Annotated in this window: 10 protein-coding genes; 7 read left to right on the top strand and 3 right to left on the bottom strand. The window is 52.2% G+C overall.

All coding sequences use genetic code 11. The features are described 5' to 3' along the window. Window positions 1-4: 4 nt before the first annotated feature. Window positions 5-493: a transcription/translation regulatory transformer protein RfaH gene (gene rfaH / locus ACLJQJ_RS21750; RefSeq protein ID WP_001192410.1), complete on the bottom strand. Its 489-nt coding sequence runs from the start codon at window positions 491-493 to the stop codon at window positions 5-7. Window positions 494-678: 185 nt separating this feature from the next. Between rfaH and ubiD the strand changes: the two genes are divergently transcribed. From ubiD to ACLJQJ_RS21735, 3 genes are all read left to right on the top strand, one after another. Continuing rightward, window positions 679-2,157, top strand: coding sequence for a 4-hydroxy-3-polyprenylbenzoate decarboxylase (gene ubiD, locus ACLJQJ_RS21745; RefSeq protein WP_000339760.1), 1,479 nt, complete (start codon window positions 679-681; stop codon window positions 2,155-2,157). 85 nt (window positions 2,158-2,242) lie between these two features. Further along, window positions 2,243-2,944, top strand: coding sequence for an NAD(P)H-flavin reductase (fre, locus tag ACLJQJ_RS21740; RefSeq protein WP_000209831.1), 702 nt, complete (start codon window positions 2,243-2,245; stop codon window positions 2,942-2,944). A gap of 253 nt (window positions 2,945-3,197) precedes the next feature. Next, the gene (locus ACLJQJ_RS21735) at window positions 3,198-5,021 is read left to right on the top strand and encodes an aryl-sulfate sulfotransferase (protein ID WP_000669887.1); all 1,824 of its coding nucleotides are present in this window, start codon (window positions 3,198-3,200) and stop codon (window positions 5,019-5,021) included. Between the two features lie 196 nt (window positions 5,022-5,217). Here the strand turns inward: ACLJQJ_RS21735 and fadA are convergent, their stop codons facing one another. Both fadA and fadB read right to left on the bottom strand, forming a co-directional pair. Further along, window positions 5,218-6,381 carry an acetyl-CoA C-acyltransferase FadA gene (gene fadA / locus ACLJQJ_RS21730; RefSeq protein WP_000438778.1) on the bottom strand — a complete coding sequence of 388 codons (1,164 nt, stop codon included), beginning with the start codon at window positions 6,379-6,381 and terminating at the stop codon, window positions 5,218-5,220. A 9-nt stretch (window positions 6,382-6,390) separates the two neighbouring features. Beyond that, on the bottom strand, window positions 6,391-8,580 hold the full coding sequence (gene fadB, locus ACLJQJ_RS21725; protein ID WP_000966000.1) for a fatty acid oxidation complex subunit alpha FadB: 2,190 nt from the start codon (window positions 8,578-8,580) through the stop codon (window positions 6,391-6,393). A 189-nt stretch (window positions 8,581-8,769) separates the two neighbouring features. Here fadB and pepQ point away from each other — a divergent pair, with 189 nt between their 5' ends. The 4 genes from pepQ to hemG are packed head-to-tail and all read left to right on the top strand — an operon-like array spanning window position 8,770 to window position 12,762. Continuing rightward, the gene (gene pepQ / locus ACLJQJ_RS21720; protein WP_063809679.1) at window positions 8,770-10,101 is read left to right on the top strand and encodes a Xaa-Pro dipeptidase; all 1,332 of its coding nucleotides are present in this window, start codon (window positions 8,770-8,772) and stop codon (window positions 10,099-10,101) included. Next, the gene (locus ACLJQJ_RS21715; RefSeq protein WP_000378897.1) at window positions 10,101-10,715 is read left to right on the top strand and encodes an IMPACT family protein; all 615 of its coding nucleotides are present in this window, start codon (window positions 10,101-10,103) and stop codon (window positions 10,713-10,715) included. The genes pepQ and ACLJQJ_RS21715 overlap by 1 nt, the downstream gene beginning before the upstream one ends. Before the next feature lie 38 nt (window positions 10,716-10,753). Continuing rightward, window positions 10,754-12,205, top strand: coding sequence for a Trk system potassium transporter TrkH (trkH, locus tag ACLJQJ_RS21710; RefSeq protein WP_000545688.1), 1,452 nt, complete (start codon window positions 10,754-10,756; stop codon window positions 12,203-12,205). A gap of 11 nt (window positions 12,206-12,216) precedes the next feature. After that, window positions 12,217-12,762 carry a menaquinone-dependent protoporphyrinogen IX dehydrogenase gene (gene hemG / locus ACLJQJ_RS21705; protein WP_000853982.1) on the top strand — a complete coding sequence of 182 codons (546 nt, stop codon included), beginning with the start codon at window positions 12,217-12,219 and terminating at the stop codon, window positions 12,760-12,762. Window positions 12,763-12,868 lie beyond the last annotated feature (106 nt).

The following is a 12,868-nucleotide window of genomic DNA, read 5'->3' as shown; positions in this document are numbered from 1 at the left end:
ATAGCTAAATCTTGCGAAAACCGGTGTTTTTTACGCTCTGCTTCACTTCTTTATTGAGTAAATTAAGCAGTAACATCGAACGCGTTTCGCCATCCGGTTCGGTAAAAATCGCTTTCAGCCCTTCAAATGCGCCTTCCGTGATGATGACGCTATCGCCGGGATAGGGGGTTTCAGGATCGACAACGCCTTCGGGCTTGTAGATAGAAAGCTGATGAATAACGCTGGAAGGCACGATCGCAGGATGCGCGCCAAAGCGCACAAAATGGCTGACGCCGCGCGTGGCGTTGATTGTGGTGGTATGTATCACTTCCGGATCAAATTCAACGAACAGATAATTAGGAAAGAGCGGTTCGCTGACGGAGGTACGTTTTCCGCGTACCATTTTTTCCAGGGTGATCATCGGTGTCAGGCAACTTACCGCTTGTCTTTCGAGGTGTTCCTGAGCACGCTGAAGTTGCCCGCGTTTGCAGTACAGTAAATACCAGGATTGCATAATGACTCTTATCCGCTTGTTCGGGGCGCAAGCATAGCAAAAGCCATGCGCGAAGTTAATTATACACTTCATCCTTTAAGCCGTATCTGGATTAGCGTTGGTTGCCAGAGTTCACGCTAATTTAACAAAAATACAGCATCCCGATGATGAACGCCGTATAATGATGCGCTTACCAAGAGGCTACAATGGACGCCATGAAATATCACGATTTACGCGACTTCCTGACGCTACTTGAGCAGCAGGGGGAACTAAAACGCATCACGCTACCTGTGGATCCTCATCTGGAAATCACGGAAATCGCTGACCGCACGCTGCGTGCCGGTGGACCGGCGTTGCTGTTTGAAAATCCTAAAGGTTACGCCATGCCGGTGCTGTGCAACCTTTTTGGCACGCCAAAACGCGTGGCGATGGGTATGGGGCAGGATGATGTTTCCGCATTACGGGAAGTGGGTAAATTATTAGCGTTTTTGAAAGAACCTGAGCCGCCGAAAGGCTTTCGCGATCTGTTTGACAAGCTGCCGCAGTTTAAGCAAGTGCTGAATATGCCGACGAAACGGTTACGCGGCGCGCCTTGCCAACAGAAAATCGCGTCTGGCGATGATGTCGATTTAACGCGTCTTCCTGTCATGACCTGTTGGCCGGACGACGCCGCGCCGCTGATTACCTGGGGACTGACGGTAACGCGTGGTCCGCACAAAGAGCGGCAAAACCTGGGCATTTATCGTCAGCAGTTGATAGGTAAAAATAAGCTGATTATGCGCTGGCTGTCTCACCGCGGCGGCGCGCTGGATTTTCAGGAGTGGTTAGCCGCGCGTCCGGGTGAACGTTTCCCGGTCTCCGTCGCATTGGGCGCCGATCCGGCGACGATACTTGGCGCCGTGACTCCAGTTCCCGATACTCTGTCGGAGTATGCCTTTGCGGGCCTGCTGCGCGGCACGAAAACTGAAGTGGTTAAATGTCTTTCTAACGATCTGGAAGTGCCTGCCAGCGCCGAGATTATCCTTGAAGGTTACATTGAGCCGGGAGAGATGGCGCCGGAAGGGCCGTATGGCGATCATACGGGCTATTATAATGAAGTGGATAACTTTCCGGTCTTTACCGTCACGCATATTACGCAGCGTGAGGATGCCATCTATCACTCCACCTATACCGGGCGTCCGCCCGATGAGCCTGCGGTATTAGGGGTGGCGCTCAATGAAGTCTTCGTGCCTATTCTGCAAAAACAGTTTCCGGAAATCGTCGACTTTTATCTGCCGCCGGAAGGGTGTTCTTACCGCCTGGCGGTAGTGACGATGAAAAAGCAGTACGCTGGTCATGCGAAACGCGTCATGATGGGCGTCTGGTCGTTTTTGCGCCAGTTTATGTATACGAAATTTGTTATCGTTTGCGATGATGACGTTAACGCACGCGACTGGAATGATGTGATCTGGGCGATTACCACCCGTATGGACCCTGCGCGGGATACGGTGCTGGTTGAAAATACGCCGATTGACTACCTGGATTTTGCCTCGCCGGTCTCCGGGCTGGGTTCAAAAATGGGGCTGGATGCCACAAACAAATGGCCGGGCGAAACCCAACGCGAGTGGGGTCGTCCTATTGTTAAAGATCCTGAAGTTACCGCGCGTATTGATGCGATTTGGGATGAGCTGGCTATCTTTAAATAACTGAAAGCGGACATCGACATTTCAGGCTGCGGCGACTCGGCTTGAAAAATGTCGGTATTGACCCGACACCCGACAGAGGGAGCGCATGACAACCTTAAGCTGTAAAGTGACCTCGGTAGAAGCTATCACCGATACCGTATATCGGGTTCGTTTAGTGCCGGACGCGGCGTTTTCATTCCGCGCTGGTCAGTATTTGATGGTCGTAATGGACGAGCGTGACAAACGCCCGTTTTCGATGGCCTCAACGCCGGACGAGAAAGGGTTTATTGAATTACACATTGGCGCTTCCGAGCTCAATCTGTATGCGATGGCGGTCATGGATCGAATTCTGAAAGACCGGGAAATCGTCGTCGATATTCCGCATGGCGACGCCTGGCTACGTGACGATGAAGAGCGTCCGTTGATTCTGATCGCGGGCGGTACGGGCTTTTCTTATGTGCGCTCCATCCTGTTGACGGCGTTAGCGCGCAACCCGGCCCGTGATGTTACCATTTACTGGGGTGGTCGCGAAGAAAAGCACCTCTATGATCTCTCTGAGCTGGAAGCACTCTCTGTTAACCATCCGAATTTGCGTATTGAACCTGTTGTCGAGCAGCCGGAAGAAGGCTGGCGTGGACGTACAGGAACGGTACTTACGGCGGTATTGCAGGATTATGGTACGCTGGCGGGGCACGATATTTATATTGCCGGACGTTTTGAGATGGCGAAAATCGCCCGCGATCTGTTCTGTCATGAGCGTAACGCGCGGGAAGATCGTCTGTTTGGCGATGCGTTCGCATTTATTTAACTATTTTATGGGACGCAGTAGCGTCCCTTTTTACGTTAGCCTACCTAAAAGTCCTCTTAAATATTAATTAATCGTCAACTATAAAACCTTATGATATTGAATATCTACAGGCTTTGTATTGCGTGTAATAAATTAAGTAATATTATGTCCTGAGGCTATCAATAAAAATAGTTAATTATATATGCTTCATTTATTTTTATAAAAGAAACATAAAATGGAAAGTTAGTTATTTATTTATAAGATGGAGAGTGTTATGAAATTTAAATATGCTTTAACTTCTCTCGCATTATCTGTTGCAATTTTGTCATCAGTACCTTCTACTGCTTTCGCCATCGGCGGCGCCAGCGGCGCTAAAGTGGACTATCAGGTCCAGGGAAAAATTGGCGAAGTTGTTATGAACCCCTATGATATCGCGCCGCTAACCGCCGTTATTCGTAATGGCGGTTACCAGTTACGTGACGTGCATGTACGGATTGTCCCCAAAGAAAATGGCCAGGAGATCGCGTATAAAGTTAATAATAAATACCTTTTAACGTATGGCGGTATTCCCGTCTTTGGTCTTTACCCGGATTATGTCAATACCGTTGAAGTTGAATATACAAGAATCCAGGGTAGTAAAACCGAAAATATAAAAGAAAGCTATAAAATGTATGCACCGCCTGCCTATATTGAATCGGCGGGTACAAAAGAAGAACAATCAGCACTCTTTACTATCGATGTTAAAAAGGTTTCCCCAGAATTTAAAGATCGCTTGTATCTTTTGAATAATACGAAAGATAAGTCTGGGAATGGAACGCGTACTGTCTGGAACAACCCTACTGGGGGTGCATTAGAATGGAACTTCACTACAGCTAACGCTATTATCGACACCTCCGGTGATATTCGTTGGTTTATGAATCCAAGTTCAATTTATGATTTAAAGTCAATTTATCGCGCTGGCGTTATGATGGGCTTTAAACAAAACCAGGATGGCGCACTATCGTGGGGCTACGGTCAGCGTTATGTGAAATACGATATCATGGGGCGTGAAATCTTTAACCGCCGCCTGCCGGATAATTATAACGATTTTTCACACTCAATGGATAACGCGGCCAACGGTCACTACTTCCTGCGTGTAGCCAGCTCTAACTATAAACGTCCTGATGGGAAAAATGTTCGTACCGTGCGTGATGTGATTGCCGAAGTTGATCAGAACGGCGTGGTAGTGGATGAATGGCGTCTGTTTGATATCCTCGATCCTTATCGTGATGTGATAATGAAAACCCTCGATCAGGGCGCTGTGTGCCTGAATATCGACGCCAGCCAGTCCGGCCATACGTTGAGCGAAGAAGATCTGGCGGCGCTGGATTCCTCCGACAAATTCGGGGATATCGTGGGTAGTGGGGCTGGCCGCAACTGGGCGCATGTCAACAGCGTCGACTATGACAGTGAAGATGATTCCATCATCATCAGCTCCCGCCACCAGAGTGCGATTATCAAAATCGGCCGCGATAAGAAAGTGAAGTGGATACTGGGTACGCCTGCTGGCTGGAAAGCGCCATTTAATGCCGCAATTCTGACGCCAGTGGATAGCAAAGGCCAAAAAATCGCCTGCCAGGACAGTGGCTGCGAGGGTGACTTCGACTGGACATGGACGCAACATACGGCCTTTAAAATTGATAGTAAGAGTAAAGGCGATATCTTATACCTTTCCGCTTTCGACAATGGCGATGGCCGCGGCTTAGAACAGCCTGCTATGCAGAGTATGAAATACAGCCGCTCCGTGATTTACAAAATCGACCAGAAAAACAAGACAGTCCAACAGATCTGGCAATACGGTAAAGAGCGCGGGAACGAGTGGTTTAGCCCGGTAACCTCTATCACCGAGTACCAGACTGACAAGAATTCTGTGTTCGTGTATTCCGCAACAGCAGGTGGTGCGTTTGATTTGTCGGTAGGCGCATTTACCAGCTTACCTAATCCGTATCTGGAAGAGTTCAAATGGGGAGAAAAAGAGCCTGCGGTCGAAATGCAAATACATGGTGCGCGTGGATATCAGGCTATGCCATTTAGCCTGACCAAAGCGCTTACTGAGTAGAACGGGCCATACGGTGAAAAAACCCGCCCCTGACGGGCGGGAAAAACGGCAACTAAACTGTTTCCCGTCATAATTCGCGCAGCCTCTTTGTTGGCTGCCTTTGCTCATCCCGGGCACATAGTTATCTATGTGCCCGGGGATTCGCTCAGTTGCCGCTGCGCTGCAATGCGAGTTATTTAGGGGATATTATCTTTGATTAAACCCGCTCAAACACCGTGGCGATGCCCTGACCCAGACCAATACACATCGTCGCCAGACCAAACTGCGCGTCTTTGCGCTCCATCAGGTTGATAAGCGTGGTGCTGATACGTGCTCCGGAGCAGCCGAGCGGATGACCAAGCGCGATCGCGCCGCCGTTGAGGTTGATCTTCTCGTCTATCTGCTCCATCAATCCCAGATCCTTAATGCATGGCAGGATCTGTGCGGCAAACGCTTCGTTCATCTCAAACACATCGATATCGCTGGCTGACAGTCCCGCTTTTTTCAACGCCAGTTTTGACGCCGGAACCGGCCCGTAACCCATAATTGACGGATCACAACCCACCACTGCCATTGAGCGAATACGGGCGCGAGGTTTCAGGCCCAGCTCACGGGCACGACTTTCGCTCATTACCAGCATGGCGGCTGCGCCATCGGAAAGCGCGGATGAGGTGCCCGCCGTGACCGTGCCACTAACCGGATCAAATGCCGGACGCAGCGTTGATAGCGCTTCGACCGTGGTTTCCGGGCGGATCACTTCATCGTAGTTAAACTGCTTCAACACGCCGTCTGCATCATGACCGCCAGTCGGGATAATCTCCGTTTTGAATGCGCCAGACTGGGTGGCGGCCCAGGCGCGAGCGTGAGAACGCGCGGCGAACTGGTCCTGCATTTCTCGGCTAATGCCGTGCAGGCGGGAGAGCATTTCCGCCGTTAGCCCCATCATCCCTGCCGCTTTGGCGACGTTGCGGCTCAGACCCGGGTGAAAATCCACGCCGTGGCTCATCGGCACGTGCCCCATATGCTCCACGCCGCCAACCAGACAAACCTGCGCATCGCCGGTCATGATCATTCGCGCTGCATCGTGTAACGCCTGCATCGAGGAACCACACAGACGGTTGACGGTGACCGCCGGTACCGAATGGGGAATTTCTGCCAGCAGCGCGGCGTTACGGGCAATGTTGAAGCCTTGCTCCAGCGTTTGTTGTACGCAGCCCCAGTAAATATCATCGAGGGTCGCCGCTGTAAGCGACGGATTACGCGCCAGCAGGCTACGCATTAAGTGGGCGGAGAGATCTTCTGCCCGCACGTTGCGAAACGCGCCGCCCTTCGAACGGCCCATCGGGGTGCGAATAGCATCGACAATGACAACCTGTTCCATTGTGACTCCTTAAGCCGTTTTCAGAGAACCAACCGGACGGGCTGGTTCAACCGGGGGATAATACGGTTCGTTATGGCGCGCTTTATCACGCAGCCCTTCCGGCACTTCATACAGCGGGCCGAGGTGTTGATACTGCTGCGCCATATCAAGATATTTCGCGCTGCCCTGTGTATCCAGCCAGCGGAATGCGCCGCCGTGGAACGGAGGGAAGCCCAGGCCGTAGACCAGCGCCATATCGGCTTCCGCCGGGCTTGCGATAATGCCTTCTTCCAGACAGCGAACCACTTCGTTAATCATCGGGATCATCATACGGGCGATTATCTCGTCGTCGCTGAAGTCGCGTTTCGGCTGACTGACGCTTGCCAGCAGGTCATCCACCGCGGCATCTTCTTCTTTCTTCGGCTTACCCTTGCTGTCTTCTTTATAGCGCCAGAAGCCCAGACCGTTTTTTTGCCCAAAACGGCTGGCGTCAAACAATGCGTCGATCGCGTCGCGATACTCTTTCTGCATCCGTTGCGGGAAGCCTGCCGCCATTACCGCCTGCGCGTGGTGGGCGGTATCAATACCCACCACGTCGAGCAGATAGGCCGGGCCCATCGGCCAGCCGAACTGTTTTTCCATCACTTTATCGACTTTGCGGAAATCCGCGCCGTCGCGCAGCAGTTGACTGAAACCGGCGAAATAGGGGAACAGCACGCGGTTAACAAAGAAGCCGGGGCAGTCGTTGACTACAATCGGCGTCTTGCCCATTTTGCTGGCCCAGGCGACGACTTTGGCAATGGTTTCGTCTGAACTCTTCTCGCCGCGAATGATTTCAACCAGCGGCATCCGGTGTACCGGGTTGAAGAAGTGCATTCCGCAAAAGTTTTCCGGACGTTCCAGGGCGCTTGCCAGTTCGCCAATTGGGATGGTGGAGGTATTTGAGGCCAGCACGGTTTCCGGGCGCACTTTCTGCTCGGTTTCCGCCAGTACCGCTTTTTTGACTTTCGGATTTTCGACTACCGCTTCGACAACAACATCTACGCGATCGAAACCGGCATAATCGAGAGTCGGGTGGATGGTCGAAATGACGCCCGCCAGCTTCAGACCGTCGATCTTGCCGCGCTCCAGCTGTTTGTTCAGCAGCTTGGCCGCTTCGGTCATGCCGAGGTTCAACGATTTATCGTTGATATCTTTCATGATGACCGGTACGCCTTTCCAGGCCGACTGGTAAGCGATACCGCCGCCCATAATGCCCGCGCCCAGTACGGCTGCCTGTTTCGGCGTCTCAATATCTTTGGTCAGCTTTTTGGCTTTACCTTTTACATATTGATCGTTGAGGAAGATACCGACCAGCGCACGAGCCTCATTGGTATGCGCCAGCGGAACAAAGCTTTTATTTTCCAGATTCAGCGCTTCTTCACGACCAAAACGCGCGGCGGCTTCAATGGTTTTCACTGCGGTCATCGGCGCCGGATAATGTTTACCCGCCGTTTGTGCGACCATGCCTTTAGCGATGGTAAAGCTCATCGCTGCTTCAATTTTGCTGAGTTTCAACGGTTCCAGTTTCGGCTGGCGTTTAGCTCTCCAGTCGAGATCGCCGGTAATGGCCTGGCGTAACACCGCTATCGCGCCTTCAATTAGCTTCTCTTGTTTGACCACGCCGTCCACAAGGCCGATTTTCAGCGCGTGCTCAGCACCGACATCTTTACCTGCCGCGATAATCTCTAGCGCGCTGTCTGCGCCCAGCATACGCGGCAGACGAACGGAGCCGCCGAAACCCGGCATGATGCCCAGTTTAGTTTCCGGCAGACCGATACGGAGGTCTGGCGTCGCCAGACGGTAATCGGTGGCCAGCACGCATTCGCACCCGCCGCCCAGCGCATAGCCGTTTACGGCGGCAAGGGTCGGTACGGGTAAATCTTCCAGACGGTTAAAGACGCTATTAGCGAAATGCAGCCATTGGCTTAACTGCTCTTCGGGGACGAGGAACAGTGAAAGAAATTCGGTGATGTCCGCGCCGACAATAAAGGCCGCTTTATTCGAGCGCAGCAGCAGCCCTTTTAAATCGTGTTGCTTTTCCAGCACCTCAAGCGCCTGGCCGAGGCTGGCGACGGTTGCGGTGTCGAGTTTATTGACCGAGCCTGGAGCATCGAACACCAGTTCGGCGATGCCATCTTCCAGCCAGTCGAGGTACAGGGTGTCGCCTTTATAAAGCATGTCAGTCTCCTGAATCCACAAGGTGATCTGGTCGTACCAGATGAAGCGAAGTGTGTATTTTGTGTTAATAAAATGCAAATAAATGATTAAAGAAATGCCGATGTGATCACGCTCGGCAGAGATCACGCTCTCGTGGGGCGATGTGCTAAGATGCGGAAACTTGAGGTCAAAAAAGCAGAAGGGTAAAAAATGGAATCACTGGCCGCGCTCTATAAAAATCATATTGTTACCTTACAAGAACGGACGCGCGATGTTCTGGCGCGCTTTAAGCTGGATGCGTTACTTATTCATTCCGGCGAGCTTTTCAACGTCTTTCTCGACGATCACCCTTATCCGTTTAAGGTCAATCCGCAGTTTAAAGCGTGGGTGCCGGTAACTCAGGTTCCAAATTGCTGGCTGCTGGTCGATGGCGTCAACAAACCCAAATTGTGGTTTTATCTGCCAGTCGATTACTGGCATAACGTTGAACCGCTGCCAACGTCCTTCTGGACAGAAGAAGTCGAGGTTGTCGCCTTACCGAAAGCGGATGGCATCGGCAGCCAGCTGCCTGCCGCGCGTGGCAATATCGGCTATATCGGCCCGGTTCCTGAGCGCGCGCTACAATTGGATATCGCCGCCAGCAACATCAACCCGAAAGGTGTTATCGACTATCTGCATTACTACCGCGCCTATAAAACGGATTATGAACTGGCCTGTATGCGCGAAGCGCAGAAAATGGCGGTGAGCGGTCATCGTGCGGCGGAAGAGGCCTTCCGTTCCGGCATGAGTGAGTTCGACATCAACCTGGCATACCTGACCGCCACGGGACATCGCGATACTGATGTTCCATACAGCAACATTGTGGCGCTGAACGAACATGCCGCCGTGCTGCATTACACGAAACTGGATCATCAGGCACCATCTGAAATGCGCAGTTTCCTGCTGGATGCGGGCGCGGAATACAACGGCTACGCGGCGGATCTGACGCGGACCTGGTCGGCGAAAAGCGATAACGACTACGCCCATCTGGTGAAAGATGTTAACGATGAACAGTTGGCGCTGATCGCTACCATGAAGGCGGGCGTCAGCTATGTGGATTATCATATTCAGTTCCATCAGCGCATCGCGAAGCTGCTGCGTAAGTATCAAATCATTACCGACATGAGTGAAGAGGCGATGGTGGAAAATGATCTCACCGGGCCGTTTATGCCGCACGGTATTGGTCATCCGTTGGGTCTGCAGGTACACGATGTGGCCGGGTTTATGCAGGATGATTCCGGTACGCATCTCGCCGCGCCGTCCAAATACCCGTATCTGCGCTGCACGCGTGTGTTACAGCCGCGAATGGTGTTGACCATCGAACCGGGGATTTACTTCATCGAATCGCTGTTAGCGCCGTGGCGCGAAGGGCCGTTCAGCAAGCACTTCAACTGGCAGAAAATTGAAGCGCTCAAGCCTTTCGGCGGTATTCGCATTGAAGATAACGTGGTCATCCACGAAAACGGCGTGGAAAACATGACGCGGGATTTAAAACTGGCGTAATGGACAGTTGGTTAATCCCTGCAGCGCCGGTCACCGTTGTTGAAGAGATCAAAAAAAGCCGCTTTATTACGCTATTGGCGCATACCGATGGCGTAGACGCGGCGAAAGCGTTTGTTGAGTCAGTCAGAGCTGAGCACCCTGATGCGCGCCACCATTGTGTGGCGTGGGTGGCGGGTGCGCCGGACGACTCACAGCAACTGGGCTTTTCAGACGACGGCGAACCGGCGGGAACGGCAGGCAAGCCGATGCTTGCGCAATTGATGGGCAGCGGCGTCGGAGAAATTACTGCCGTCGTCGTGCGCTACTATGGTGGTATTCTGCTGGGTACGGGCGGGCTGGTAAAAGCCTATGGCGGCGGTGTGAATCAGGCATTACGTCAGCTTGCCACACAACGCAAGACGCCATTAACCGAATATACTTTGCAGTGTGAGTACGGTCAGTTGGCCGGAATCGAAGCATTATTAGGACAGTTTGCCGGGAAGATCGTTTCCAGCGATTATCAGGCGTCTGTTCGGCTCAGGGTGGCGCTTCCTTTTGCTCATGTGAATGCATTTTCCACAAAACTGGCGGATTTTAGCCGTGGTTCATTGCAATTGTTAGCGATTGAAGAATAATCCCCACCTCATTTTTAAGAATAAAGGAAGCGGCAGAGATGCATTTTCGCGCCATTACCCGAATCGTTGGACTACTGGTTATCTTATTTTCGGGGACAATGATTCTCCCGGGACTGGTAGCGCTAATATATCGTGATGGCGCAGGAAGAGCGTTCACGCAGACCTTTTTTGTCGCGCTGGCGATCGGTTCCATACTGTGGTGGCCAAACCGTAGGGAAAAGGGCGAGCTGAAATCCCGCGAAGGATTTCTTATCGTGGTGCTGTTCTGGACCGTGCTGGGCAGCGTGGGTGCGCTACCGTTTATTTTCTCGGAAAGCCCAAACCTCACCATTACCGATGCTTTTTTTGAATCGTTCTCCGGGTTAACCACCACGGGCGCCACTACGCTGGTGGGGCTGGACTCATTACCGCACGCCATTCTCTTTTATCGTCAGATGCTGCAATGGTTTGGGGGTATGGGGATCATTGTGCTGGCGGTGGCGATTCTCCCTATCCTCGGCGTCGGGGGGATGCAGCTCTATCGGGCGGAAATGCCGGGGCCGCTCAAAGATAACAAAATGCGCCCGCGTATTGCCGAGACGGCGAAAACGCTGTGGCTTATCTATGTCTTGCTAACGGTAGCCTGCGCGCTGGCGCTATGGTTTGCAGGGATGCCCGCGTTTGACGCTATCGGACACAGCTTCTCCACTATCGCTATCGGCGGCTTCTCAACGCATGACGCCAGCGTAGGTTATTTTGATAGTCCCACTATTAATACCATCATCGCTATTTTCCTGCTGATCTCCGGTTGTAACTATGGCCTGCATTTCTCTTTATTAAGCGGACGTAGCCTGAAAGTATACTGGCGCGATCCGGAATTCCGCATGTTCATCGGCGTACAGTTGACGCTGGTGGTGATCTGCACGCTGGTACTGTGGTTCCATAATATCTACGACTCGGCGCTGACAACGCTAAATCAGGCGTTCTTCCAGGTTGTATCGATGGCGACAACGGCAGGGTTTACCACGGACAGCATTGCGCGCTGGCCGCTGTTTTTGCCCGTCTTGCTGCTATGTTCCGCGTTTATTGGCGGTTGCGCCGGGTCAACGGGCGGGGGGTTAAAGGTCATCCGTATTCTGTTGTTGTTTAAACAGGGGAACCGCGAACTCAAACGTCTGGTGCATCCGAATGCCGTTTACAGTATTAAGCTGGGGAACCGGGCGCTGCCAGAACGTATTCTGGAAGCCGTCTGGGGATTCTTTTCTGCCTACGCGCTGGTATTTATCGTCAGTATGCTGGCCATTATCGCTACAGGCGTAGATGATTTCTCGGCTTTCGCCTCGGTAGTGGCTACGCTTAATAACCTGGGACCGGGGCTGGGGGTGGTTGCTGATAACTTCGCCAGTATGAATCCGGTTGCGAAATGGATACTCATCGCCAACATGCTATTTGGTCGTCTGGAAGTATTCACTTTGCTGGTACTTTTTACCCCGACTTTCTGGCGTGAATAATGGAGTAACACGTGAAAACATTGATTCTTTTCTCTACCCGGGACGGACAAACGCGCGAAATTGCCTCTTATCTGGCTTCTGAACTCAAAGAGATGGGGATCTGGGCCGATGTCGTTAATCTGCATCGCGCAGAAGAGCCTGACTGGGATAGCTATGATCGCGTAGTGATTGGCGCGTCTATTCGTTATGGCCATTACCACAGCGCCTTTCAGGAGTTCGTTAAGAAATACGCCACGCGGTTGAACGGGATGCCGAGCGCCTTTTATTCCGTTAACCTGGTGGCGCGTAAAGCTGAAAAACGGACGCCGCAGACTAACAGCTATGCGCGTAAGTTTTTAATGAGCTCTCCGTGGCGACCTGACTACTGTGCCGTCATTGCAGGCGCGCTTCGCTATCCCCGCTATCGCTGGTATGACCGTCTGATGATCAAGCTTATTATGAAGATGTCGGGCGGCGAAACGGATACCAGTAAAGAAGTGGTGTACACCGACTGGGAGCAGGTTGCGCACTTTGCCCGTGAAATAGCCCATTTAACCAACAAATCGTCGGCAAAATAAACGCAAAGAATAAAAAGTGCGCACTCAGAAAATTATTTTAAATTTCCTCTTGTCAGGCAGAAATAACTCCCTATAATGCGCCACCACTGACACGGAACAACGGCAC

It is taken from the genome of Salmonella sp. SAL04202, assembly GCF_046550775.1.
GTDB classification, from domain to species: Bacteria; Pseudomonadota; Gammaproteobacteria; order Enterobacterales; family Enterobacteriaceae; genus Salmonella; species Salmonella enterica.
This window is presented reverse-complemented; position numbering and strand designations above follow the sequence as displayed.

What these genes read in the sequence shown, in the direction of transcription:
- ACLJQJ_RS21715 (WP_000378897.1), top strand. Translation starts at nt 10,101, where the DNA reads ATGGACAGTTGGTTAATCCCTGCAGCGCCGGTCACCGTTGTTGAAGAG.
- ubiD (WP_000339760.1), top strand. Translation starts at nt 679, where the DNA reads ATGGACGCCATGAAATATCACGATTTACGCGACTTCCTGACGCTACTT.
- ACLJQJ_RS21735 (WP_000669887.1), top strand. Translation starts at nt 3,198, where the DNA reads ATGAAATTTAAATATGCTTTAACTTCTCTCGCATTATCTGTTGCAATT.
- fre (WP_000209831.1), top strand. Translation starts at nt 2,243, where the DNA reads ATGACAACCTTAAGCTGTAAAGTGACCTCGGTAGAAGCTATCACCGAT.
- trkH (WP_000545688.1), top strand. Translation starts at nt 10,754, where the DNA reads ATGCATTTTCGCGCCATTACCCGAATCGTTGGACTACTGGTTATCTTA.
- pepQ (WP_063809679.1), top strand. Translation starts at nt 8,770, where the DNA reads ATGGAATCACTGGCCGCGCTCTATAAAAATCATATTGTTACCTTACAA.
- rfaH (WP_001192410.1), bottom strand. Translation starts at nt 493, where the DNA reads ATGCAATCCTGGTATTTACTGTACTGCAAACGCGGGCAACTTCAGCGT.
- fadA (WP_000438778.1), bottom strand. Translation starts at nt 6,381, where the DNA reads ATGGAACAGGTTGTCATTGTCGATGCTATTCGCACCCCGATGGGCCGT.
- fadB (WP_000966000.1), bottom strand. Translation starts at nt 8,580, where the DNA reads ATGCTTTATAAAGGCGACACCCTGTACCTCGACTGGCTGGAAGATGGC.